Origin of the sequence: Bradyrhizobium sp. SZCCHNR1002 (assembly GCF_032381435.1) — a bacterium.
Taxonomy (GTDB): Bacteria; Pseudomonadota; Alphaproteobacteria; order Rhizobiales; family Xanthobacteraceae; genus Bradyrhizobium; species Bradyrhizobium aeschynomenes.
The window spans coordinates 1231879-1256177 of sequence record NZ_JAUHIS010000001.1 but is presented as its reverse complement, the minus strand read 5'-3'; the positions used below and the strand labels follow the sequence as shown (position 1 = coordinate 1256177).

Annotated in this window: 22 protein-coding genes; 12 read left to right on the top strand and 10 right to left on the bottom strand. The window is 65.5% G+C overall.

Features of this window, described 5'->3' with window-relative positions:
- Window positions 1-294 precede the first annotated feature (294 nt).
- Window positions 295-2583 (top strand): exopolysaccharide transport family protein, encoded by a 2289-nt coding sequence (locus tag QX108_RS05610; protein WP_315779465.1) that lies wholly within the window; start codon window positions 295-297, stop codon window positions 2581-2583.
- Here the strand turns inward: QX108_RS05610 and QX108_RS05605 are convergent.
- Window positions 2580-3812 carry a GNAT family N-acetyltransferase gene (locus QX108_RS05605; protein ID WP_315779463.1) on the bottom strand — a complete coding sequence of 411 codons (1233 nt, stop codon included), beginning with the start codon at window positions 3810-3812 and terminating at the stop codon, window positions 2580-2582. The two genes, QX108_RS05610 and QX108_RS05605, sit on opposite strands and share 4 nt — an antisense overlap.
- A 289-nt stretch (window positions 3813-4101) precedes the next feature.
- On the opposite strand from QX108_RS05605, the gene QX108_RS05600 reads away from it, so the two are divergent.
- Window positions 4102-5163 (top strand): polysaccharide deacetylase family protein, encoded by a 1062-nt coding sequence (locus QX108_RS05600; RefSeq protein ID WP_315779460.1) that lies wholly within the window; start codon window positions 4102-4104, stop codon window positions 5161-5163.
- On the opposite strand, the gene QX108_RS05595 is transcribed toward QX108_RS05600, so the two are convergent.
- On the bottom strand, window positions 5164-5385 hold the full coding sequence (locus tag QX108_RS05595; protein ID WP_172132682.1) for a DUF2842 domain-containing protein: 222 nt from the start codon (window positions 5383-5385) through the stop codon (window positions 5164-5166).
- A gap of 102 nt (window positions 5386-5487) precedes the next feature.
- Here QX108_RS05595 and QX108_RS05590 point away from each other — a divergent pair, with 102 nt between their 5' ends.
- Entirely contained in the window at window positions 5488-6576 is a 1089-nt protein-coding gene (locus QX108_RS05590; protein ID WP_315779457.1) for a COX15/CtaA family protein, read from the top strand.
- A gap of 857 nt (window positions 6577-7433) precedes the next feature.
- On the opposite strand, the gene QX108_RS05585 is transcribed toward QX108_RS05590, so the two are convergent.
- The 3 genes from QX108_RS05585 to QX108_RS05575 form a co-directional block, all read right to left on the bottom strand.
- On the bottom strand, window positions 7434-7841 hold the full coding sequence (locus QX108_RS05585) for a PIN domain-containing protein (protein WP_315720471.1): 408 nt from the start codon (window positions 7839-7841) through the stop codon (window positions 7434-7436).
- Window positions 7838-8098, bottom strand: a complete 261-nt coding sequence (locus tag QX108_RS05580; RefSeq protein ID WP_315720470.1) for an antitoxin — start codon at window positions 8096-8098, stop codon at window positions 7838-7840. Before QX108_RS05580 ends, QX108_RS05585 begins: the two co-directional genes overlap by 4 nt.
- Before the next feature lie 418 nt (window positions 8099-8516).
- Entirely contained in the window at window positions 8517-8852 is a 336-nt protein-coding gene (locus QX108_RS05575) for a hypothetical protein (protein WP_315720469.1), read from the bottom strand.
- 316 nt (window positions 8853-9168) lie between these two features.
- Between QX108_RS05575 and QX108_RS05570 the strand changes: the two genes are divergently transcribed.
- Complete coding sequence (locus QX108_RS05570) at window positions 9169-9363, top strand: hypothetical protein (RefSeq protein WP_315779454.1); 195 nt, start codon at window positions 9169-9171, stop codon at window positions 9361-9363.
- A 368-nt stretch (window positions 9364-9731) separates the two neighbouring features.
- Here the strand turns inward: QX108_RS05570 and QX108_RS05565 are convergent, their stop codons facing one another.
- The 3 genes from QX108_RS05565 to QX108_RS05555 all read right to left on the bottom strand — a co-directional run bounded on the left by QX108_RS05565 (window position 9732) and on the right by QX108_RS05555 (window position 12792).
- On the bottom strand, window positions 9732-11015 hold the full coding sequence (locus QX108_RS05565) for an O-acetylhomoserine aminocarboxypropyltransferase (protein WP_315720467.1): 1284 nt from the start codon (window positions 11013-11015) through the stop codon (window positions 9732-9734).
- A 228-nt stretch (window positions 11016-11243) separates the two neighbouring features.
- Window positions 11244-11828: a CoA-binding protein gene (locus tag QX108_RS05560; RefSeq protein WP_315779452.1), complete on the bottom strand. Its 585-nt coding sequence runs from the start codon at window positions 11826-11828 to the stop codon at window positions 11244-11246.
- A gap of 142 nt (window positions 11829-11970) precedes the next feature.
- Complete coding sequence (locus QX108_RS05555) at window positions 11971-12792, bottom strand: enoyl-CoA hydratase (RefSeq protein WP_315779449.1); 822 nt, start codon at window positions 12790-12792, stop codon at window positions 11971-11973.
- Between the two features lie 84 nt (window positions 12793-12876).
- Here QX108_RS05555 and QX108_RS05550 point away from each other — a divergent pair, with 84 nt between their 5' ends.
- The 3 genes from QX108_RS05550 to rpsI all read left to right on the top strand — a co-directional run bounded on the left by QX108_RS05550 (window position 12877) and on the right by rpsI (window position 14412).
- Entirely contained in the window at window positions 12877-13305 is a 429-nt protein-coding gene (locus QX108_RS05550; RefSeq protein ID WP_172109673.1) for a PaaI family thioesterase, read from the top strand.
- 158 nt (window positions 13306-13463) lie between these two features.
- Window positions 13464-13928, top strand: coding sequence for a 50S ribosomal protein L13 (gene rplM, locus QX108_RS05545; protein WP_172109672.1), 465 nt, complete (start codon window positions 13464-13466; stop codon window positions 13926-13928).
- A 1-nt stretch (window position 13929) separates the two neighbouring features.
- Window positions 13930-14412: a 30S ribosomal protein S9 gene (gene rpsI, locus QX108_RS05540; RefSeq protein ID WP_172109671.1), complete on the top strand. Its 483-nt coding sequence runs from the start codon at window positions 13930-13932 to the stop codon at window positions 14410-14412.
- A gap of 92 nt (window positions 14413-14504) precedes the next feature.
- On the opposite strand, the gene QX108_RS05535 is transcribed toward rpsI, so the two are convergent.
- The gene (locus QX108_RS05535) at window positions 14505-16586 is read right to left on the bottom strand and encodes a LamG-like jellyroll fold domain-containing protein (protein WP_315779446.1); all 2082 of its coding nucleotides are present in this window, start codon (window positions 16584-16586) and stop codon (window positions 14505-14507) included.
- Between the two features lie 389 nt (window positions 16587-16975).
- Between QX108_RS05535 and QX108_RS05530 the strand changes: the two genes are divergently transcribed.
- The 3 genes from QX108_RS05530 to QX108_RS05520 all read left to right on the top strand — a co-directional run bounded on the left by QX108_RS05530 (window position 16976) and on the right by QX108_RS05520 (window position 19166).
- A complete protein-coding gene (locus tag QX108_RS05530) occupies window positions 16976-18202 on the top strand; it encodes a GGDEF domain-containing protein (protein WP_315779444.1) in 1227 nt (408 codons plus the stop codon).
- Window positions 18203-18272: 70 nt separating this feature from the next.
- Window positions 18273-18575 (top strand): antibiotic biosynthesis monooxygenase family protein, encoded by a 303-nt coding sequence (locus QX108_RS05525; RefSeq protein ID WP_315720462.1) that lies wholly within the window; start codon window positions 18273-18275, stop codon window positions 18573-18575.
- A 36-nt stretch (window positions 18576-18611) separates the two neighbouring features.
- Window positions 18612-19166, top strand: coding sequence for a phosphohydrolase (locus QX108_RS05520; RefSeq protein ID WP_315779442.1), 555 nt, complete (start codon window positions 18612-18614; stop codon window positions 19164-19166).
- On the opposite strand, the gene QX108_RS05515 is transcribed toward QX108_RS05520, so the two are convergent.
- Window positions 19148-20428 (bottom strand): MFS transporter, encoded by a 1281-nt coding sequence (locus QX108_RS05515; protein WP_315720460.1) that lies wholly within the window; start codon window positions 20426-20428, stop codon window positions 19148-19150. The two genes, QX108_RS05520 and QX108_RS05515, sit on opposite strands and share 19 nt — an antisense overlap.
- Before the next feature lie 376 nt (window positions 20429-20804).
- On the opposite strand from QX108_RS05515, the gene QX108_RS05510 reads away from it, so the two are divergent.
- Both QX108_RS05510 and QX108_RS05505 read left to right on the top strand, forming a co-directional pair.
- Window positions 20805-21977, top strand: a complete 1173-nt coding sequence (locus tag QX108_RS05510; RefSeq protein WP_315720459.1) for a M20 aminoacylase family protein — start codon at window positions 20805-20807, stop codon at window positions 21975-21977.
- 285 nt (window positions 21978-22262) lie between these two features.
- Window positions 22263-24290, top strand: a complete 2028-nt coding sequence (locus tag QX108_RS05505) for an acyltransferase family protein (protein ID WP_315779439.1) — start codon at window positions 22263-22265, stop codon at window positions 24288-24290.
- The last annotated feature ends 9 nt before the right edge of the window (window positions 24291-24299 follow it).

Here is a 24299-nt window from a genome sequence, read left to right as displayed (position 1 = left end):
GGCTGGCGGATAGAGGAAGCACGGGCGCCTCTCGTCGCAATTTCCTGGGACGTGTCTCTAGTCTGAATAGATCGTTGATGGTTAACAAAGCCTCACTCGACATCAATCGAAGTTGGTCCGTTGCCATCGTTGTGACGATCTGGCGCAACGCTCTCTCAAGGATGATGTGACGTACGATGATGATTATCCTGCAATGGCCGGCCTACGCCGGTCCGATTAACCCGTCAGCAACCTTAATGGAGTGTAATCGTACCACGTAGGGTAGCAGCGTGGCGTAGGTCGCGGGAGTGGATGATGCGGTTGGCGTTCTGGCGTGCCGACAAGAAGGTTCGGGCTGACGAGGCGTCCGTTCCACCGCGGACGAACGAGCCTGCATCGGCGGAGCCCGTTTCATCCGGCGATCTCGACATCCGTCTGGTGGGCCGGGCGCTGGCGCGAAAGCGTGGCTTCATACTGGTGCCGACGCTGCTGGCATTGGCCTTGGCGGTCACCGCGGTCAACATGATCACGCCCCGCTACAAGTCGGAGGCGCGCATCCTGATCGACGGCCGCGAGAACGAGTTCCTGCGAACCCGAAGCGAGCGGCTCGAGGAGCGGACTGCTCTCGATGCCGAGGCGGTGACGAGCCAGGTGCAACTGGTGCTGTCGCGCGATCTGGCTCGTGACATCATCAAGCAGAACAAGCTCGGCGAGCTGCCGGAGTTCGATCCCGTGCTGCGCGGTGTCTCGCCGCTGAAGTCGATCGCCGCGATGATCGGGCTGGTCAAGGATCCGCTGGCGATGACGCCGGATGAGCGGGTCATGGATGCCTACTATGAACGCTTGACCGTCTATGCCGTGGACAAGTCGCGTGTGCTCGTCGTCGAGTTCCAGTCGCAGGATCCGGCGCTCGCGGCTCAGGTTGCCAACTCCATCGCCGACGGCTATCTGGTCGTTCAGCAGAACGCACGTCAGGCGCAGGCGAAGTCCGCGAGCCAATGGCTGGCCGGTGAGATCCAGGGCCTGCGCAAGAAGGTCGAGGACGCGGAAGCAAGGGTCGAGACGTTCCGCGCCAAGGGCAATTCGTTCACGGGCACCAACAACACATCGCTGTCCAACCAGCAGATGGGTGAGACCAACACCCAGCTCAACAACGCGCGCACGCGCAAGTCCGACGCCGAAGCCAAGGCGCGGCTGATCCGGGAGATGCTGCAGGGCGGCCAGCCGATCGAGGCCTCCGAGGTGCTCAACTCCGAAACGATGCGGGTGCTGCAGGACCGGCGCGTCGCCCTGCGGGCGCAGCTTGCCGAACAGTCCTCGACCTTGCTCGATGCCCATCCGCGCATCAAGGAGCTGAAGGCTCAGATTGCCGAGGTCGATCGTAACATCCGCGACGAGGCCGGCAAGATTTCCCGCTCGCTCGACAATGATGCGCGGCTCGCCGGCGCGCAGGTTGATTCGTTGAACGCGAGCCTGGAGCAGGCAAAGAAGCAGGCATCCTCGACCAATGACCAGGACGTCAAGCTGCGGGCGCTGGAGCGCGAGGCGAAGTCGCAACGCGATCTGCTGGAGGCCTACCTTGCCAAATACCGCGAGGCCGATACGCGCGTTTCGCTCGACACCCCGGCCGCCGAGGGGCGGATCATCTCGCGGGCGGTGGTCTCGAACACGCCGGCCTATCCGAAGAAGCTGCCGATCGTGCTGATCGCGACGCTGGCGACCTTGATGCTGACCTCGGGAGTCGTCATCACCGGTGAGCTGCTGCGTCTCACGGCGCCGCGCGCGTCGAGCCCCGCGCCGGCAATGGGCAACATGGCCGACGTCATGGTGCTTGCCGCGCGCGTCGAGCCGATGATCGCCACGCGGACGGTCGCCGCCCCTCTGGCCGTTTCGCCGCCTCCGACGCCGGCCGCGGTCGAGCTTGCGCGGCCGGCTCCGATCCCGTCTCCGGCACCGGCCGAGATGCCGGCGCCCGAACCGGCCGATGCGACGCCAAGGCCATCGAGCGAGCTCGAGCTGCTGGCATCGGATCTGCTCACGGCAGGCGAGAGCGCGCGCAAGATCACCGTGCTCGGCACCGCCGGCAGCCAGGCCGTGACCGCCACCGCGCTGTCGATCGCGCGCATGCTGGCGGTGCAGGCCCGCGTGGTGCTCGTCGACCTCGCAGGCAGTCCCCAGATGCTCGCCGGCCTTTCGGTCGACCCGGCCGCGCCCGGCCTGATCGAGCTGATGCTGGGCGAGGCGTCGTTCGCCTCGATCATCACCAAGGACCAGGCCTCGCGGTTGCACATCGTCAATGCCGGTCGGCCGGGCGCCGACCGTAACCAACTGCAGTCGCCTCGACTGGCGCTCGCCATCGACGCGCTGCTGCGAGTCTATGACCACGTGCTGCTCGACGCCGGCAACGCCTCCGACCTGCCGGCCGAGCTGCTGACCGCAGGCGCGCGCGCCGTCGTCGTGCCCGATCCCAACATGTCCGCCGAGGCGCGTAGCCAGATGACCGAGCAGCTGCGCGAGGTCGGCTTCGGCGCTGTCACCATGCTCAAGGCCCCGGCCTTGGACGCCAACCAGAGGCAGCCGGGACGGCGCGGCGTCGCCGCCTAGTCCTCGGCCTTGCCATCGCTCGCCGCCGCGGCCGTGCGCGGCTGCAGCGCACCACGCAGCCGCTGCGCCAGACGGAACAGAGCGGGGCTGTGCTTGACGGCGTGCTTGGCCCGCCCGACTGCGCCCATCGCCGCCGCAGCCGCGCGGCCGCGCGCCGTGAGCGGCACGAAGCTGTCGAAGATCGGCTCGTCGTCCTTGCAGAACATCCGCTTGTAGCTGTCCGAGCCGATGCCGAGGTCGAGCGCGCGAAAATCCGCTCGCGCGTAGTGATCGATGATCGAGCGCATCAGGATCAGCCCCGGACTCCAGCGCGCGTTCTCCGACAGCGTGTAGGTGTTGAACATCATCGAGAAGCGCGCTCCGTCGGCGACGCCGGCAAACAGCGCGATGATCTCGTCCGCGCAGCGCAGCGCGTGGATCTCGATGACCCGATGGCCGCAGCCGAGCTTCGCCATGCAGGCGTGCCGCACGAAGGCCTCGATCCCCGGTTCGGCAAACACGTTCGGCAGCTTCTGCTCGGCCATCCGGACCGGCTTTGTCAGGAAGAACCAGTCGAGCAATTCGGTGATCTCGTCGTCGCGGCTCGCGACCATGTAGCGATAGCCGGGCAGCGCCTGCAGCTTCTTTTCCTTGCTCTTCAGCCGCTTGCGGAACGAGTTCGACAGCAGCGCCGCCGGCGCGGCGCCCTGCGGCATCAGCAGCACCGGGCAGTCGTTCACTGAAGGCTGATGCGGCCATCGTGCGAAGGGATTGTCGAGGTCGCGCCAGCGTTTCGGCTGCTGGAACAGGGCGAGGACGTCGGCGCCGCCGTGGTCGCGCAATCCGGCGAGCAGGGCGTCGAGATCGCCGGCGCTGGCGCGCGTGGCGAAGTCACGGTCCATCAGCGGCATGTTGAAGGTGGTATGCTTGCCGCCCATGAACGTCGCGACGCGGACGCCGAAGGCCCGCCGCAAGGCCAGCGGCAGCAGCAGCAGCGGCCGCTGCTCGGCATCACGGGCGATCACGATGAACGGCGCCGCCTGATCGCGCGTGCCGACGTGGCGCTGCCAGGCGCCGAGCAGATCGAAGCGCTGATAGGGCGTCGAGACATGGTCGGGAGCTTCGAGCGCACGCCAGACCGGCTCGGCGGCGGCGAGGTCGGAGACGATGTCGATGCGTGCGATTCCGGACGGCAGCTGCCGCGCGGGCGCCTGCGCCGTCCGGCTCTCGATCACGGCGGCCATGGTCATCGCGCAACTCGCGTTGTGGGGTGTGGCGTCTTGGAATTTGGTTGCTGTGGGCCGGATGACCCTCGCAAAGAAGTCTCAACAAAAGGTAATGGCAATGACATCGTCCCAAAACGGGATCAACACGCAGAAAGACCTGTCGAAATCACCTCCGGCCACGCGATCTTAAGGCGGATTGATCTTAAACATCGCAAGGGCGGCCACGATGACGCGATCGCGCCATGGTCGGCTCCCATCAGGTGGGCGCGGGCAGCTTCGTTTCAAGTGGGATGTTTCGGAAAGGGCGCGGGAATTGTCGTCGGACAACATGTGGCTGCGGAGCGCCCGGCTCGAGCTGGCCTATTTCAGCGGGCGCACGCTGCTTGCCTCCCGCGTCACCGGTGGGGCCGGCGCGATCCTGCGCTTCGAGCGGGTGCAGCCGCGGCGCAAGGGGGCCTTCCAGCCGCTCAAGCGGTCCGAGATCACGCCCATCTTCCTCGACAAGGTGATCCGCGCGCTGAAGCGCTGGGGCTATGACATCGTCTCGCTCGACGAGGCCTGCGCCCGCGCCGTGCGGCTCGCCGGCCACGGCCGCTTCGCCTGCCTGACCTTCGACGGCGCCTCGAAAGACCTGATTGCGCACGCCTATCCGGTGCTCGCCCGTCATGGCGTGCCGTTCACGGTCTACGTCCCCAGCGCATTTCCCGATGGGCTGGGCGAAGCGTGGTGGCTTGGCCTGGAAGCCGTGATCGCGCGCGAGGCTCGCATCAGTCTGGTGATCGACCATCGAGAGCAGCGCTTCAGCGTGTTCACGCCGGCTGAAAAATACGAGCTGTTCGCGTATCTCTGGGGCTGGCTGCGCAAGCTGCCGCCGGCCGAGCTGTCGGTCGCGATCCGCGACCTCTGCTCGCGGCATTCCGTCGACCTTGCGGCCTTGAGCCGGCGAGCCGCGATGGACTGGACCGATATTGCGCGCCTTGCCGCGGATCCGAACGTCACCATCGGCAGCGCCACCGTTCATCATCATGTGCTCGCCAATCTCAGGGATGCCGACGCGCAGCGCGAGATCGCGATGGGCAAGGCGGTGCTGGAGACGGCGCTGCGCCGCCCAGTGCGGCACATGGCGTATCCGTTCGGCGACCGCGACAGCTTCCGCCGCAGCGATGTCGTGCTCGCGGAGCAGGCGGGCTTCGTCAGCGCGGCCTCGGCGATGTCAGGCGTCGTGCGGAGCGAGGGCCGCACCGATCTGCACATGCTGCCGCGCATCGCCTGGGACGGCCGCTCGCGCTCGCTGCGTGCCTTGAAGGTGCTGATGGCCGGGGTGACCCTGCCGCGTGAGAAAGCCGCGCAGCCGCCCACGCTCGACCTCGGCTGATCAGCCCTGCTGCCGCTCCCGGTCGGGACGCAGCATCCAGCTGACGATCGGCATCGCCGGCAGCACCCAGCCCATGCCGACGACGACGTAATACACCGCCTGCAGCCAGCCGGAATTGGCGATGAGGGGGAATTGCGCCACCACCATGCCCATCATCGACCAGGCGAAGGCGAGCAGCAGCAGGGCTATGGCCCCGATCAGTTTGCGGGTGCGGATGGTCATGACGGGAATGTCAGCCTGGGTTGGGGGCGGCGCGGCTTGCGCGCGATTTCCCCAGGATTATAAGGGCCTGTCAGCCCCGGTTCAATCGAGCGTTCAACGTCCATGACCACGGTTCCCCCGACCCGCGATCTCGCCGCGATCCGCATCTGGCTCCTCGTCGTGGCCGGCCTGATCGCGCTGATGGTGCTGGTCGGCGGCGCGACGCGGCTGACCGAATCCGGGCTGTCGATCGTCGAGTGGAAGCCGGTCACCGGGACATTGCCGCCGCTGTCGGAGCAGGCCTGGACCGAGGCGTTCGAGGCCTACAAGACGATCCCGCAGTACCGGCAGATGAACGCCGGCATGACTCTGCACGACTTCAAGACCATCTTCTGGTGGGAATGGAGCCACCGGCTGCTCGGCCGCGTCATCGGCATGGTCTATCTGCTGCCGTTCCTGTGGTTTCTGTGGCGCGGCGCCGTCTCCGGGCCGCTCGGCCGCAGGCTGTGGCTGATCTTCGGCCTCGGCGCGCTGCAGGGCGCGGTCGGCTGGTGGATGGTGGCCTCCGGCCTCACCGAGCGCACCGAGGTGGCGCCGGTCCGGCTGGCAACGCATCTGTCGCTGGCGCTTTTGATCTACGCGTCGATCGTCTGGACCTTGCGCCGGCTCGCGCCGCGCGAGGAGGTCGAGGCGCCGGCACGGCTCCGGCTGACGGCCTGGGTGCTCGTCGGCGTCACCTTCGTGCAGCTCTATCTCGGCGCGCTGGTCGCGGGCCTGCGTGCGGGGCTCGTCTACAACACCTGGCCTGAGATCGATGGCGGCCTGATTCCGAAAGCGGCCAATCTGTGGATCCAGTCGCCGTGGTGGATCAATCTGTTCGAGAACGACCTGACGGTGCAGTTCATGCATCGCATGACCGCCTACACGCTGCTGGCGCTGGCGGCGTGGCACGCCTTCGACGTGATGCGCGCGGGCGCCGGCCGCAACGTCGTGCGTGGCGCGCACCGGCTGTTGGCGGCGATCCTGGTGCAGGCGGTGCTTGGCATTCTCACCTTGCTCGCGCTGGTGCCGATCTCGCTGGCGCTGCTGCATCAGGGCACGGCCATCATCGTGCTGACCTTTGCCGTGCTGCAGGCGGAACGGATGTCGCCGCGGCGGGTGGCCGCCGTCGCCGTGCCGCAGGCGGCGGTGACCGCGGGGCAGGCGGGGTAGGGGCGCGGTCTCTCCTCCGCCATTGCGAGCGAAGCGACGTGTCCGCCGAAGCCCGTATGGCGAAGGTGGAAGCAATCCAGAGTCCTGCCCACGATTCTGGATTGCTTCGTCGCTGGGCTCCTCGCAATGACGCGGAGATTCCAGTGCACTTCACCTTCGCCCTCGTTCGCGCTCGTGCCACCATCTCCGCCGTCATCGCCCGGCTTGACCGGGCGATCCAGTATCCCAGAGACGGTCGTGAGTCCTCGATGGGCCGCGGCGTACTGGATCCCCGCTTTCGCGGGGATGACGACTGAGGATGGCGCGCGGTCATTCGCCCTCAACGAACATTTCTAAAAACAAACGCTCTCAATCTCGCGCGCCGATCACGCCGAGCTATGCCGATCGTCTCGCCCTCGAAAACGCGAGGGCGCAGGGAAGGCCGGATGCCTGGCCGGCACCCATGGCCCGCGTGCAACAAAAAAAGCACGCGGCGGTCACCACAGGTACGGCCTGGAAACACCCGGCCTTCCCCGCGCGATGGTTTTAACGCTTATACGCGATCTCCCCGGGGACCGGGCTGTCTTGCCCCCGTCATCTCGCGCGATGTGTGAGCACCGCTGCGAGACTTAGCGCCAGCGTCGGGGCGCCAGGACCACGCGATTTCGCCGTCCATGACCAGCCGCTCGTCCGCGCAGACTTTCGTCCACGCACGGCCCGCCACGTCCACCGCATTCCCAATCCTACGCAACTGGACGATCCGGAAGCGCCCCTCGGCTGGACAGGAACGAACGCAGAATATGCTGATTTGCCGAAATATGCAAGAGCAAAGCTGCGACCGCATGGGGGCGGCGAGCGACTAACGTGCAGTGAAGACTTTAAGGAGTCCAATTGACCACGAGCAGTCCCGGCACCCGCTCGAACGCGCGCGTGTTCTGCGTCACCAGCGCCGCATTTCGGCGGCGAGCCTGTGCCGCGATGAGATAGTCGAACGGTCCTATCTGGGCGCCGGCTTTTTCCAGACCTGCACGGATCTCGGCGGCATGGTCGGCATCCTCGGGCTCGAACGGCAGCACCTCGATTCCGAGCTCGAGAAAGCGGTCAAGCAGGCGCTCGCTCTCTGCGCGCCGGATGCTCTTGGCGATTCCGTAGCGCAGTTCAAACAGTGCCACGACCGATAGCCCGATGCGCGTGCCCGAACGGATCTGCTCGCCGAGTCGGTGCCGCAAGGCCGAGCTGCGGCCACTGACGATGCCGATCACGATGTTGGTGTCGAGGCAAATCATTCGTCGAAGAAGGTGCGCGGGTCCGGTTGGAGCGGCGGATCATCAGGGATGCCTTCGGGCAGAAAGTCGCGCGCGCCCAGCGCATCGAGTTCGGCCCAGAACTTGTCGAGGTCGAGGGGCGCTCTTGTCATCGGCTCCAGGATCACCTTTTCGCCAACCTTGCTAACCAGCACCTCTGTGCCCTCGAAGCGGAATTCTTTCGGCAGCCGCACGGCCTGGCTGCGGCCATGCATGAAGAGTTTGGCGGTCGAGGACATCGGATAACTCCTCTTGATGGTATATACCGATGATATATATCTGCCGTCTGGTCGGTCAATATCCCAGCGAGGCGATGTCAGGCGATCCTTCCAACCCCAATTCGATCCGCTGGAGGACGATCGCCGTGTTGGCCGTGACGTCGCTCGGCCTCGCCTATTGTGCGATGCCTGATCTTGATGGCCAAGAAGATCGCAGCGGATGGCGAGCGTCCGTTGGGATGTCTCTGGGTCGGTCGAGCCTGCAGACCGTCATTTGAAGTCGGCAAGAGGTCGGATGATCCGCTTCGATAGATCAGCTACTATCAGTTGAGCGTGGCCCACACGAGCCTTCGACATGCGAGCTTCTTTTCGGTCGTGACCCGGACGTCACTTCGCTCGTTCGAGCTAAAGTCATGCGAGCGACTTCGTGTGCTTCCCCTCAGCAATACCCCGTCACGCCGCACGCGTAAGGCAATCGGAACATGTAGTTCGTGTAGCCCTCGCCGCCGTAATACGGGCCCTGGTAGTCGTAGGAGAAGGCGCGGCCGTAATAGCCGGGGAGCTCCTGGCGGCCGAGCAGCAGCGGAGTCGAGGGCAGCATCGGGGAGATCAGCGAGTCCTGGTCCTTGACCACGACCACCGGCGGCGGGGCCTTGACGGCGCGGCGGGCCTTGTAGCGGATGACCTTGTCATGGATGCCAGGCAGGTCGGCAGCGAGCACGACGCCGTTCGCGGCGGTGGCTGCCAGCAGCATCATGATCACTAGGGCTCGCATTCTGCTCTCCTGCCGTCTGTCACATCGATCGCGCCGGATTCGGTCGCCGGCGCCAGCACGGCAACGTCGGGGCGCCGCGCGATTCCATGGACGGCAGGATGGGCCGCTTATGGTTAATGAAAACTTTCTCGCGGGCGAAGCCGGCCGCAATCGCCCGTAGAAGGACGGGCTTTTTCAGCTTTCGTTAAGCTCTGCTGGTGCACGCTTACGGCTGCCGGCGATTTTTAAGGCTGGCGGAACGACGGGCCGGAGGTCCGCGTTCGGGACAGAATCTCTGCTGCATTTCATCAGAGTCTCAGACCAGAAGGTTTCGAGCATGTCGGTGATCCCGTTTTGCGCGTCGGCGCGCCAGCATCTGCAATCACGGACAGGCGCATTCCACACTGATCTTGCTGCCGTCGACGAGGATGGTGCCTGCCTGCGCGCGCTGGCGGTGAGCCGGCTGATCGCAGCGACGGCGCTGCCGCTGGCGGGGCAGATGCATGCGCGGATGCTGCACCTGATGACATGACACGATGAGTTAACGAGGGCGCGGTTCGAGAAGCCGGCAACGGCCCGACCGTGGGACGAAGGAGAGCGCGGAAGCCCAGGGGGGCCGCCCGCGCTCTCTTTGTTTTTGGACCATGGTGCAGATGAGGCCGTAGAGCAAAGCTGCAGGTAACGACTAATCTCGCTTGATCTCTGTCTCTCGCAAAGTGCGGCAGGTCGATCCGATTTGCGGATCGTCGTGTTGTGCTCGTCTCTCTCCACGTCGTCATGGCCGGGCTCGTCCCGGCCATCCACGTCGTCCGGCCTGCGGAGAACGACGTGGATGCCCGGGACAAGCCCGGGCATGACGGAGCAGCTAATAGGCGGAATCGTCCGCCGCCACAGCCTTTCTTACGCGCTCAGCGCCTGCTCGAGATCAGCGATCAGATCTTCCTTGTCCTCGATGCCGACGGAGATGCGGACGATGTCGGGGCCGGCGCCGGCCTTGATCTTGGCGGCGTCGTCGAGCTGGCTGTGGGTGGTCGAGGCCGGGTGGATCACCAGCGAGCGGGTGTCGCCGACATTGGCGAGATGCGAGAACAGCTTCAAATTCGACACCAGCTTGACGCCGGCATCATAGCCGCCCTTCAGCGAGAAGGTGAACACGGCGCCGGCGCCCTTCGGGCAGTATTTGCGCGCGAGCGCGTGATACTTGTCCTCGGGCAGGCCGGCATAGTTCACCGAGGCCACGCCGGGATGCTTGCTGAGATAGTCCGCGACGGCCTTGGCATTGTCGCAGTGCTTCTGCATGCGCAGCGGCAAGGTTTCGATGCCGGTGAGGATCATGAAGGCGTTGAACGGCGACAAAGCGGGTCCGAGGTCGCGCAGGCCGAGCACGCGGCAGGCGATGGCGAAGGCGAAATTGCCGAACGTTTCGTGGATCCGGATGCCGTGATATTCGGGGCGGGGCTGCGTCAGCATCGGGTATTTGTCGCCGCTGCCGGCCCAGTCGAACGTGCCGGCATCGACGATGATGCCGCCGATCGAGTTGCCGTGGCCGCCGAGGAACTTGGTCAGCGAGTGCAGCACGATGTCGGCGCCGTGATCGATCGGGCGGATCAGATAGGGCGAGGCCAGGGTGTTGTCGACGATCAGCGGCACGCCGGCCTTGCGCGCCACCTGCGCGATCGCCTCGATGTCGGTGATGGTGCCGCCGGGATTGGCGATGGATTCGATGAAGATCGCCTTGGTGCGCGGGCTCACCGCGGCTTCGAAGCTCGCGACGTCATCGGTATCGGCCCACACCACGTTCCAGCCAAAGCTCTTGAACGAATGCGTGAACTGGTTGATCGAGCCGCCATAGAGTTTTCGCGCGGCGATGAACTCGTCGCCGGGCGACAGCAGCTGCTGCAAGGCCACGACCTGCGCGGCATGGCCGGAGGCGACGGCAAGCGCGGCGGTGCCGCCCTCGAGCGCGGCGACGCGCTCCTCGAGCACCGCATTGGTCGGGTTGCCGATACGGGTGTAGATGTTGCCGAACGCCTGCAGCCCGAACAGCGAGGCGGCGTGGTCGGCGTCGTTGAAGACGAACGACGTGGTCTGATAGATCGGCGTCGCCCGCGCGCCGGTGGTCGGGTCGGGCTGGGCGCCGGCGTGAATGGCGAGGGTGGCAAATCCGGGGGCACGTTCGGTCATGGTGTTTCCTCGTGGGCTTGGATCCCTCGCGCGGCGGCGCCGGCCGGCACGGGGATCGATGATGGGAGACGGTGTCGATAGCGCGCATTTGTGCGCCTCCGCGTCATCCCGGCGGAGGACATTTGCCACGGGGTCAGATGCCGTCAAGGCGGCAGGCGACAATCGATCGGATTTGAAATGCGTTGCTGTGTCGCGCCATGGTCGCGACACGTTCCTTTCGCAGATGCGTCAGGTCGGATCGCTTCTGTCCTTCGCCGCGCGATCCGCCGCCGCCGTGGCGCCGCCGCCGACGCTGGTGCGGTTGAGCGACAATCGCATGCCCTGGGTGGGGATCGGCGCGCGCTTGGCGCTGATGGTGCGGGAATTGACGCCCATCCAGGAGATTTCCGACGACAGCCGGCCATACTCGATCTTGGGGCAGCGGTTCATGACCACCTTCATGCCGGCGGCCTCGGCCTTGTCGGCCGCGGCATCGTCGCGTGCGCCGAGCTGCATCCAGATTACCTTCGGCAGCGGCGAGAGCTTCAGCGCCTCCTCAACGACGGGCATGATGTGCTGCGAGCTCCGGAAGATATCGACCATGTCGAGCGGGCGGCCGATGTCGGCGAGCGAGGCGACGAAGGGACGGCCCATCAGGCTCTTGCCGACATGGCCGGGGTTCACCGGGATCATGTCGTAGCCGCGCTGCACCAGATATTTGAAGGCGAAGAAGCTCGGCCGGATCTCGGACGGCGAGGCGCCGACCATCGCGATCACCTTCACGCCGTTGAGGATGCCGCGGATGTAGTCGTCGGGATAGGTGTCGTGATTCATGATGGACGCAATCTGTTAGTTGCTGTCATTCCGGGGCGCCCGTCGGGGCGAGCCCGGAATCCATAACCACGACCGGGAGTATGGATTCCGGGCTGGCGCTCCGCGCGCCCCGGAATGATGGAGGAGAGAATAGCGGCCGACGTCACTCATCCCGCCAATTCGGCATCCGCTTCTCGATGAAGGCGCCGATGCCTTCCTCCGCGTCGCGGGCGAGCATGTTCTCGGTCATCACCTCTGCCGCATAACGGTAGGCGTCCGCAAGGTTCATTTCGGCCTGGCGGTAGAACGCCTCCTTGCCGAGCTTGATCGTATGCGCCGATTTGCGCGCGACTTGTTGGGCCAGCGCGATCGCCGTGTCGCGTTCCGTGCCGGGCGTCACCACGCGATTGATCAGGCCCATCTCGCGGGCGCGCAGCGCTGGAACCGGCTCGCCGGTCAGCAGCATCTCCATCGCCTGCTTGCGCGTGACGTTGCGTGACAGCGCCACCATCGGCGTCGAGCAGAACAGGCCGATGTCGACGCCGGGCGTCGCGAACGAGGCGCGCTCGGAAGCCACCGCGAGATCGCAGGTCGCGACCAACTGGCAGCCGGCCGCGGTAGCGATGCCCTGCACGGACGCGACGACGGGTTTCGGCAGATGCACGATCGCCTGCATCATCGCGCTGCAGGCGTTCATCAGTTTGGCGAAGAAGGCGCGGCCGCGGTCGGCGTCGCCGCGATGCGCGGTGAGTTCCTTCAGGTCATGACCGGCGCAGAAGGCCGGGCCATTCGCCGCGATCACCACGGCGCGCACGGTCTTGTCGGCGCCGATCTCGGCCACCGCCCGATGCAGCTCCGCGATCAGCGGCTCCGACAGGCTGTTGCGCTGCGCCGGGCGGTTGAGCGTCAGCACGGCAACGGAGCCGGCCATCTCGCGCAACAGGATCGGCGTGTCGGCAGCATGGGCAAGGGCAGGGGCGGACATTGCGGTTTCCGTTCGGCGATTTCCGTGTGGGCGCATCGTTGCGGCTAATGTAACAGAAGGCAACGAGACAGAGCAGGGGGAGACATGGCGGCGAAGATGACGATCGCGGAGCTGGAAGCGTTCCTGCACGCGGAATTTCCGCAGGCGTTCCGCACCGGCGGCGACATTTCGATCGAGAGCGCCGATGGCAGGAGCTGCCGGATGCGGCAGCGCTTCAACGAGCGCATGCTGCGCCCCGGCGGCACGGTCTCAGGGCCGACCTTGATGGCGCTGGCCGATTTCGCGATGTATGTGGTGCTGCTGTCGGCGATCGGCCCGGTCGGGCTCGCGGTGACCACGAATCTCAACATCAACTTCCTGCGCAAGGGCGCGGCCGGGGCCGACGTGCTGGCTGAGGCGCGACTCCTGAAGCTCGGCAAGCGGCTGGCGGTTGGCGAAGTCACGCTGTTGTCAGGGGAATCGCCCGATCCGATCGCCCACGTCACGGCGACCTATTCCATTCCGAATGCGTGATGTTTTCGAGGGTATTATTACACCATATTTGCAACCAACTGTTTTTATTGAGATAATTTAACATCGACGGCGTTGACGAACGCGGGCGGCTTCTCTAGAAGCTGCGACCAGTTCGGCGCGTCGTCCGCGCCGCATTCTCCCTGTCACGGATATCTCTCATGAAAACCTTTTCGGCAAAGCCGGCCGAGGTCCAGAAAAAGTGGGTCGTGATCGACGCCAAGGGTCTGGTCGTCGGTCGTCTCGCCACGCTGGTCGCCATGCGGCTGCGCGGCAAGCACCTCCCGATCTACACGCCGCACGTCGATTGCGGCGACAACGTCATCATCGTCAATGCCGCGCACGCCGTCCTGACCGGCCGCAAGCGCGAGCAGAAGGTGTACTACAAGCACACCGGCTATGTCGGTCACGTCAAGGAGCGCACCGCGCGCCAGATCCTCGAGGGCCGCTTCCCCGAGCGCGTGATCGAGAAGGCCGTCGAGCGTATGATCCCGCGTGGCCCGCTCGGCCGCGTGCAGATGGGCAATCTGCGTGTCTATGGCGGACCCGATCATCCGCACGAGGCGCAGAGCCCCGAGAAGCTCGACATCGCGAAGTTGAACCGCAAGAACACGAGGGCCGCATAAGATGGCCGAAAGCATCCAGTCTCTCGATCAGCTGTCGCAGCTCAAGGGCGCCGTCACCGCGCCGGACGCTCCGAAGTATGAGAAGAAGGTCGACAAGTTCGGCCGCGCCTATGCCACCGGCAAGCGCAAGGACGCGGTCGCCCGCGTCTGGATCAAGCCGGGCTCCGGCAAGGTCACCGTCAATACCCGCGACATCGAAGTGTACTTCGCCCGTCCGGTGCTGCGCATGATGATCGAGCAGCCGATGGTCGTCGCCGCCCGCAAGGGCCAGTACGACGTGATCTGCACGGTCGCTGGCGGCGGTCTGTCCGGCCAGGCCGGCGCGGTGCGTCACGGCCTGTCCAAGGCGCTGACGAACTTCGAGCCGGAGCTGCGCGGCGTCCTCAAGAAGGGCGGCTTCCTGACCCGCGACTCGCGCGTCGTCGAGCGTAAGAAGTACGGCAAGGCCAAGGCCCGCCGCTCCTTCCAGTTCTCGAAGCGCTGATGTCCAGGCGATCCGGCTCTGGCCGGATCGCTCAGCCTCCCATACGAACGGGCGCCCTCGCGGGCGCCCGTTTTGCTTTCTGCGTTCGTTGATCAGGTGCTGGCGCGGCGCGCGGTCAGCCATTGGTCCGGCGCCAGCGGCTTCGACACCACGCGAACCTCGCCGATGCTGCCGATGAAGCCGTCCGCCGGCGCGCGGTCCCACCAGCCGCAGCCGAGCGCCCAGGGCTGGGACGCCGCGACGCTGGCGATGCCGTTGCCGCCGATCACGCTGCGCACGACCGGCGCGCCCTCGATGTAGAGCACGGTGGAATTGTCCGCAGGGCTGTTGACGATCGCGAGGTGGTACCAGGTGTCGAGCATGATCTCGCCGGACCAGTCCGTCTGGGCCTGCGCGGTCGCGCTCGACGGCACGATCTCCCACTGCACCTCGCGCAGGTTCGAGATCGCGAACAGGATCGGCGGCGACTCCGGATCACCGCCGGCAAAGCCCGGCAGCCAGCCGCGATTGCCGAAGCGGGTGAGGATGTTGCACCAGGCGTGATCGGCCGCCTTCCAGTTCGGGTCGATCTTGATGAAGGCCTCGACCGTGTAGCCCTTGGCGAAGGTCGCCGCGTTGATCGGCGCATTGGCCGCTGTCGTGAACCAGCTGAAGCGGCCGCCGCCCTGCTTGGTGGTGTTGAGGAACTGCACGCTGCCAGGCGCCGACGACAGGCGATGCTTGTCGGCGGTGAAGACGACGTCGGCGACCTGGGCGGCACCTGCGAGCGAGGCGCGCTGCATCGGATTGCCCGAGGTGAGGTCCGGCAGGGCGGTGCCGGCGGCGACGGCCTTGCCGATCGCAGACGACGCGATCCGCCAATGCGCCACCGTCTCGGCGATGAGAGGATAGTCCTGCTCGTTGGCCGGCGGCACCACCACCGGCTCCGGCTGTTCGGTGTAGTTGGTGTAGAGGTCCTGCTTGACCCGCGGCAGGATCGGCGTGCCGGCGAACGCCGGGAGATGGCAGAAGCGGGTGAAGCGCGAGAAGCGGCGCTGGAAGTCGATGTCGATGGTGAATTCGTGGTTGTCCTCGGACAGCCAGGCGCGATCGAACTGCCTGAGGCTGTCCTTCGGCTTCGCCACGACCCAGGGCGAGAACGAGGCAACGTCGATCCGGTTCTTCGTGAAGTCGAACTCGTACAGCCGCATCAGGCCGTTGCCGCCCTGATAGGCCATCTGATAGTCGACGACCATCTGGTGCACGGGATTGTGGAAGTCGTTGAACTTCGTCAGATGCGCGCCGCCGTGATAGTGGCCGTTGAGCGTCATGAAGATCTGGTCGTTGCTGCGGATCAGCTTCTCCCAAAGATACTGGCCGTAGGCGACCTCGAGCGGGCTCACGCCGTCATTGGCGATGTTGAGCAGCTGATGGTTGACCAGGATCACCGGCAGCATCGGGTGGCGCGCGATCATGCTGCGGGCCCAGCCGATCGCATCGTCCGAGGCGCGCCAGGACAGCGACAGCACCATGAAGCTGACGCCGCAGGCGTGGAACACATGCGCCTCGTGCCAGCCGCTCGGATGGCGCTCCAGGAAGGTGCGCTGCTTGGCGGCGCGGCTGGCCGGGAACCAGGACAAATACGGCTCGGACGGGGCGCGCTGCGCGTCGGTGCCCGAGCCCTGGCTCGCCGCGCTCTCGAACTCCAGCGCCTGCAGCACGTCGTGATTGCCGGCGAGCACGGAGTAGGGGCGGCCGGCGTTCTCCAGCAGCTTCATCGCGGCGTCGGCGACCGCCCATTGCTGCGGATGCTTGACTTGGTCAACGACGTCGCCGAGATGGATCGTGAACGGGATGTGATACTTCGCGGCGTTGTCGACGATGAACTGGGTCTGCGCCGGATAGGGCGTGCTGCCATACTGGCGCTGATAGGCCTGGCCTTCCTCGCTCGTCGCATAGCGCGAATAGAACTGCGTGTCCGGCAGCACCGCGAGCGCGAAGCTGGTGGTGACGTGGTGATGGTGGTGGTGCATGCGCCAGTGCCAGCGCGCTTGCGCCTGGCCCGGCAGCAGGCTGGCGCCGAGGCCGAGCGCCGAGACGCCCATGGCGTTGCGCAGCAGCGTGCGGCGATCGACGCCACCCGTCGGATGATCTGCTGTTGATTTCTTGTCGTTTGAATCGTCGTCGAAAGACATTCTCGTCCCCACCTCGTGCGGCCGCTCTGCCGCCGTCGAGCGTGTTAGGGAGAGATGATCTCAAATTTGAGAAGGTTTCTTATCGTTTCGATGAGTGTCGGCCCGGGGATGTGAAATGCTTCATATTTCTCGCGTCCGTTCGCAACTATCAATGAGAGACCATAGGCGACGCGCAATTACAGCGAGCGTCGGCCTCGGCGGCTGCCATCGTTTTTGAATCCTGTTTGCTGCATTTTTGCGCAGCAATTTACGGGCGAGTTGCGCCGAGCTTTTCGAGAAAACTTGGCATCCCAGGCAAACGTCTTTCGAACAGACCACCGGTTAGGTTGATCGCGATAAGGCGGCGCTAACCCTGAGTTCCCGCGCCGCCGCAGCAACCGAGGTGACGCATGGCGCTTGATAGCCTGACGCTCGACATCGTAGCGACGATGGTCGCGGCGCTGCTTGGCGCCATGTTGCTTCATTTTGGACGGCAGGAGAGCACGCCGGCGCTGCGCTGGTGGGGCGCCGCGTACGTTCTCGGTGCGGTCGCGATCGCGCTATGGACGCTGATCGGCGACCTCTATGGTGAGGTGGTCTCGCTGTTCCTCAGCTCGATCGGCCTGATTGCGACCGCGATGGTGTGGAACGCCGCCCGCGTCTTCCACGGCAAACGGCCGAGCGTGCCGGGCCTCGTTCTCGGCGCCATCGTCTGGATCGCGAGCGGCATGCTGCTCCATCCCTCGGCGCAATCGCTGCGGCTGACGATCGGAGCCGCCCTCGTCGTGCTCTATGCGACGCTCACCGCGGCCGAGCTGTGGCAGGAGCGGCGCCGCACCCTGCACAAGCGCTGGCCGGCGCTGCTGGTGCCCGCGATGCACGGCTTCGTCCTGATGCTGCCGATCCTGCTCGGCAACATGCTGCGCGACGCCGACGGCGCCTTCGCCGCCGCCTGGGTGACGATCTTCTCGATCGAGCTCGTGCTCTACGCGGTCGGCACGGTCTTCGTGATCTTCATGCTGGTGTCCGAGCGCATCGTCAGCGCCCACAAGCGCGCGGCGACCACCGACCCGCTGACCGGGCTGCTCAACCGGCGCGGCTTCGCCGAGTCCTGCGCGCAACTGATCGAGCGCGAGGCGCGCGAGCGACGGCCGGTCAGCGTGCTGATCTTCGACATCGATCATTTCAAGTCGATCAACGACCGCTTCGGCCATGCCGAGGGCGACGAGGTGCTGAAGCTGTTCGCGAACGTCGTCGTCAACAATCTGCGGCTGACCGATCTTTCGGGGCGGATCGGCGGCGAGGAGTTCGCAGCGCTTCTGCCCTGTTCCATCGAAGAGGCGATGGTCGCCGCCGAGCGCGTCCGCGAAGCCTTTGCCGCCTCCGGCGTCGTGTGCGACGACAAGCCGGTCGACACCACCGTCAGCATCGGCGTCGCCGGCGGTGCTGCCGGCACCGATCTCGACGTGCTGCTCGCGGCCGCCGATACCGCGCTCTACAAGGCCAAGCGCACCGGCCGCAACCGTGTCGAGGCGTCGGCGGAGCTGCCGTTGTCGCTCGATCGCTACCGCCGCCAGCGTGCCGCAGCCGCGACGGCGGCGACGCCGCCGGCCGGTCAGGCGGTCATCTCGGGCTGACGCGTCGCTTTCTCTCTTCCCTGGTCTGGGCTAGACAAACGGTCCAACAACCAGGGGAGGCCGCGAGACCATGATCACCGAAATCGCCCAGATCGACGTCAAGCCCGGCACGGAGAAGGATTTCGAGGCGGCAGTGGCCAAGGCGCGCGCCGCCTTCGGCCGCTCCAAGGGCTTTCACGGCTTCGAGCTGCACAAGTCGATCGAGAAGCCGCAGCGCTACCGGCTGATGGTGACGTGGGAGACGCTCGAGAACCACACGGTGGATTTCCGCGGCTCGGAGAACTTCACCGAATGGCGCGGCCTGGTCGGGCAGTATTTCGCGGCGCCGCCTGAGGTCGAGCACACCGAGACGGTGCTGACCTCGGCCGGCTGAGCGTCTTAGCCGCAGCTGCTACGGAGCGGAGCCGCGATGACCCGTGACGATCTGATCGCTGCGTATTCCGCGCCGGGACGGCACTACCATGATCTGCGCCATGTCGAGGACTGCCTCGCATGGCTCGATCGCGTCGCGGGCCTCGACGCCCGCGATCGCGAGATCCTGACGCTGGCGATCTGGTGGCACGACGTCGTTTATGATCCCAGGCGATCCGACAACGAGGAGCAGAGCGCCGTCCTTGCGGAGCGTCATGTCGCGCCTGACATGCGAGACGAGGTGGCGCGCCTGATCCGGCTGACCCGGACGCACGACGTCGCCGCCGGCGACCGGCGCGGCGCGCTGCTCGTCTCCATCGATCTCGCCATTCTCGGCGCCGATCAGGCCAGCTACGATGCCTATGCGGATGCCATCCGGCGCGAATATGCACACGTGCCGGACGACGCCTACCGCACCGGGCGCGCGGCCGTCCTGGAGCAGTTCGCAAACCGGCCGGTGATCTATCCCGATGCGGACTTTGCTGCCGCGCTCGACCAGAAGGCACGTGCCAATCTCTTGCGCGAGCTGCGCGCTCACGCCCTCCTGCGATAGACGGCCATGCCGAGCAGGCCGACCGTGGCAGCAAACATGATGTAGTAGACCGGCGCGGTCTTGTCGCCGGTGGCCTGCACCAGCCAGGTGTTGATGAAGGGCGCAAGGCCGCCGAACAGCATCACGCCGAAATTGTACATCAGCGATGCCCCCGTTGCGCGGACGCCGACGGGATAGATCTCCGTCATGAACGCCGGCACGGCACCGCCGAGCACGCCAAGCAGCAGCCCCACGGCCTGTAACTGCCACAAATGCGCGGTGGTCGGCTCCGCCACCAGCTGCCTGAACAGCACGACGTAGAGGATCGGATAGAGCAGCAGCGCGGGCACGATCACGCCCCGCCGGCCGATCCGGTCCGACAGCAGCCCCGACGCGAGACCGAGCGGCACATTGGCGAGGCTGACCGCAAGCAGCCCGAGTTGCGCATCGGCCAGCGGCAGCTTGAGCTCGCTGGCGGCAAAGGCCGGCAGGAACACGCCCCCGACATAGTAGATCGCGGTCCCCGCTGCGATCAGGCCGAATGACGCCAGCAGCTCGCGCGGATGCTCTGCGAGCAGCCGGCCGAGGGTGGTCCTTTTCCGGGCGGTCGCTCTGGCCGCTCGTTCGGCAAGATAGGCCTGGAATTCCGGCGATTCGTCGCATCGTCGGCGCAGATACCAGCCGACCGGTCCGATCAGGATTCCGAGGATGAACGGCACCCGCCAGCCCCAGCCGGCGAAGTCCGCAGGCGACAAAGTCTTGCCGAGCAGGACCGCGAGCATCGCGCCGAGCGCGAAGGCGAGCGCCTGCGACACCGTCTGAAAGGCGCCGTAGAGGCCCTTGCGGCCGGGAGGCGCGAACTCGATCAGCATGGCGCTCGCCGAGCCGAATTCACCGCCGGCGGAGAAGCCCTGGATCAGGCGCGCGAGCAGCAGGAGAGCCGGAGCGGCAATGCCGATCGACGCATAGGTCGGAAGAACGCCGATCAGGCCAGTGCCGAAAGCCATCATCGTGATCATCACCACGAGCGCCTTCTTGCGGCCGTATCTGTCGGCGTAGAGGCCGAACACCAGCCCGCCGAGCGGCCGCGCCGCAAAGGCGATGCCGAAGACCGCGAAGGTGGAGAGCAGCGACGCTCTCGGATCGTCGGCCGGAAAGAACAGCTTGCTGATGACGCCGGCAAACAGCCCGAACACCGTGAAGTCGAACCATTCGAGCGCATTGCCGATGGTCGAGGAGATCACGACACGACGGCGCATCGCGTCGCCGGAGACGTGTTGCATGACTGACCTGTCCGTCTGTTCGAGGACCTCGTTGACCAAGCGGCTGGGCTACGGCGCAGCGAGCGAGTCACGACGTCAGTCTACGATACCGAGAACCTCTGTCCAGCGCGGATGTCGGACCGCTGATGGCCCAACGCCGCCAGAGCCTGCCGGCGAGCTCCGCACGGGCGCAATCGCTGCGTCGTCGGCCTTTCGTTTCGTTGCCGGAATGCAGCGCGCGCAACCTCGCATGAGCAGATGTGGCTTGCCTTTTACCGGCGCGCAACGTGCAATGAGAGGCATTGCCGTTGCCCCACGACGGGATTGCGACGATTCCGCTGCCGGCGGCTCAACCAAATCTCCGAAGCGCAACACGCTTCCTCACCTGGAACATCTCATGCCGATCATCAATCGCGCCGCCGAGCTTGCCGAGGACGCCAAGGTCTGGCGCCGTGACTTCCACCAGCATCCCGAGCTGCAATATGAGGTGCACCGGACGGCTGCTCGCGTCGCCGAGTTGCTGACCTCGTTCGGCGTCGACGAGGTGGTCAGCGGAATCGGCCGGACCGGCGTCGTCGGCGTCATCCGCGGCCGCGCGCCGTCACAGCGCGTGATCGGCCTGCGCGCCGACATGGATGCCCTGCCTTTGCAGGAGATCACCGACGTCCCGCACAAATCGACCGTTCCCGGCAAGATGCACGCCTGCGGCCATGACGGTCACACCGCGATGCTGCTGGGTGCGGCACGCTATCTCGCCGAGACGCGCAATTTCGCCGGCAACGCGGTCGTGATCTTCCAGCCGGCAGAGGAGGGCGGAGCCGGCGGCCGCGCCATGGTCGATGACGGCATGATGGAGCGCTTCGGCATCGAGGAGGTCTACGGTTTGCACAATGCGCCGGGCCTGCCGCTCGGCACGGTGGCTACCCGCGCCGGGGCGGTGATGGCGGCCGCGGACACCTTCGAGGTGCGCCTGACAGGCCATGGCGGACACGCGGCGCGACCGAACAAATGCGTCGATCCGATCGTTGCCGGTGCTCAGATCGTGAGCGCGCTGCAGTCGATCGTGGCGCGCAACGTCGACCCAGTCGAGAGCGCGGTGCTGTCGATCACGCGCTTTCATTCCGGAACAACGGCCGACAACATCATTCCGCAGACGGCCGTCATCGGCGGTACGGTGCGCACGCTGAACGAGGAGATCCGCCGGCTGATGGACGAGCGGTTCAAGGCCGTCGTGAACGGGCTTGCCAGCGGCATGGGCGTCGACGTCGAGATCGACTACGAGTGGGGCTATCCTGTCGTCGTCAACCACGTTGAGCAGACCGCATTCGCCGCCGATGTCGCGCGCAGCGTGGTCGGGCCGGATCAGGTCACGACCGACATGCCGCCGAAGCTCGGCGGCGAGGATTTCGCCTACATGTTGCAGGCGCGGCCAGGCGCCTTCGTGTTCATGGGCATCGGCGAGACCGCGGGTGGACTGCATCACCCGGCCTACGACTTCAATGACGAAGTGATCCCGCATGGGATCAGCTATTGGGCCAAGCTGGTCGAGACGGCGATGCCGGTTGAATAGAGTCCAGAGTGAGCAAGTGTTCTGGATGAATGCTCCACCGTGAGGTGCCGTTCCCGGTGTGGCTTCGAAGGAGCGATCGTTCACCTGTTCGGTTCGCGCACGAACGGTCGATCTACGACTCTCCGAAAGCCGTTCGAGAGAGCTTGGTGCGCCGGAGTGCGGCGACGCGGTCACACCGCTCCGCGCGCGGCTCCGGCGATTGTTTCCAAATGTTGAGATTCGTTTCCCGACGTGTCACGGGTAACCCGGTAGGCCAGACTGGCCTCGTCGGTACGGGTTGTCAGAGTGAGCGTTGCAGTGCGTTTGGAGTATCGCCCGGACATCGATTGTCTGCGCGCGTTCGCCGTCATTTCGGTGATCGGGTTTCATTATGAGCTGCCGGGCTTCGGCGGCGGCTTCGTCGGCGTCGACGTTTTCTTTGTCATCTCCGGATACGTGATCTCGCGGCTGATCTGGGTGGGGCTTGCCACCGATTCGTTTTCCTTCCTGACATTCTATGAGCGCAGGGCAAGGCGCCTGCTGCCCGCGCTCTACCTGCTGATCCTCGTTACGGGAATCGCAGGGTATGTCCTGGTGCCGCCGAGCGACTACCGGATGTTCTTCGGCAGCGCGATCTCGACGCTCCTGTTCTCGTCGAACATCTTCTTCTGGATGGAGACCGGCTATTTCGACCTGCCCACGATGGGCAAGGTCCTGATTCATACCTGGTCACTGTCGGTCGAAGAGCAGTTTTACTTCTTGTTTCCGGTCATCACCTGGCTCTGGAGCAAGCTCTTTCGCGATCCCGCGTCGAGATCCTCACTCGCTCTGGTCATCGCCGGCACGATGGCGCTGTGCATTGTTGACGAGCTCCTGATCAAGAATTCAGCCTCCGCTGCGTTCTACCTTGCTCCCCTGCGGGCTTGGGAATTCCTGATCGGAAGCATCGCCTTCTTTCTTCATCGATGGTCGCCGGTCGGGTTCTCGGCGCGCTGTGCCCACGGGCTGATGGGGCTGGCGCTCATGTTGATTCCGGTAGTCATGTTCCGGCCGGAGACCCGCTTTCCAGGGCTGCATGCGCTGATCCCTTGTCTCGGCGCGGCCCTCTTCATCATCGCGTTCAATCAGGACGACGGCAGGCCCCGGCTGCCGTTCGAGAATGCGGGGGCGTTTGTCGGGCGCCTGTCCTACGCGCTCTATCTCTGGCATTGGCCGGTGTTCGTTCTCGGCAGAGCGGCGCTCCCGCTCGACGTCGCAAGCTCGAACGCCGGGACGATGGCGCTGCTGGTGTGCTCGGTGTTGCTGGCGTACCTGTCGCATATCGCCGTGGAACGTCCCATTCGTGCACGCATCGCCTGGAACGGCTTGCGCACCTCGGGACTGATCGCGGGCACGGCCGCTGTTCTGATGGCGGTCGGGGTCCACGGCTTTTCGCACGAGGGCTATGCAGGACGCTTTCCGGCGTCGCAGGAGCGGATGTTGCGCTACAATGCCCAGGCGGTGGCGCCGTTCTATCGAACACATAGCTGCTTTCTGCAGCCGGACGAGCCGTTGTCGCACTACGATTCCGGCGCGTGTCTCACGCCGGCGGCAGACAGGCGCAACATTCTGCTCGCCGGTGACAGCATCGCCGCCCACTATGGCTGGGGCCTGCGCGACTACCTGCCTGCGGCCTATCATTTGATGCAGCTGACATCGGCGGCCTGCGCCCCCTTCGTCGAGTTGCGGCAGGAGTTTTCGCAAAGCTGCAATGACGCCAATCGTCTCCTCCGCGAAGAGATCAGGGCGCGACGACCCGCGGCGGTGATCGTTTCAGGCAATTGGCGCGTGTACGTCGATGTCTATGGCCAATCGGCCGCTCCGGGTTTCGACGGCTATCTCGGTGCGTTGCTGAAGGAGGCGGAAGACGCGGGCATTCCGGTTCTGTTGCTTGGGCCTTCGCTGGAATTTCCGGCTCCACTGGCTCAGACCTTGTTCAACTACGAGCGGATGCATCTGCCGGTCGCCAATTCGCTCACGCCGGTGGAGGCATCGTTCAAGGCCGACGAGCGTCTCCAGGAGATCGCGCGTTCTCACCCCGGCGTTCAGTACGTTTCGGTCCTCGATGCGATCTGCAGCCTGCGTGCTTGTCCAACCAGGGCTGATCCGGAAACGCCGATCACCTGGGACATCATCCACCTCACGCCGGAAGGCTCCAAATTCGTCGTCTCCAAATTGAAGCCGCAACTGGATGCATTCCTGAGCAGACTCGCCCCGCCGTCGGAAGCCAAGCTGAAGGAGCTCGTGGCCGGGCGCTCGACGAGGCCTCGGGACGCTTCGTCTCAAGTGCAATAGCCGGGGCAG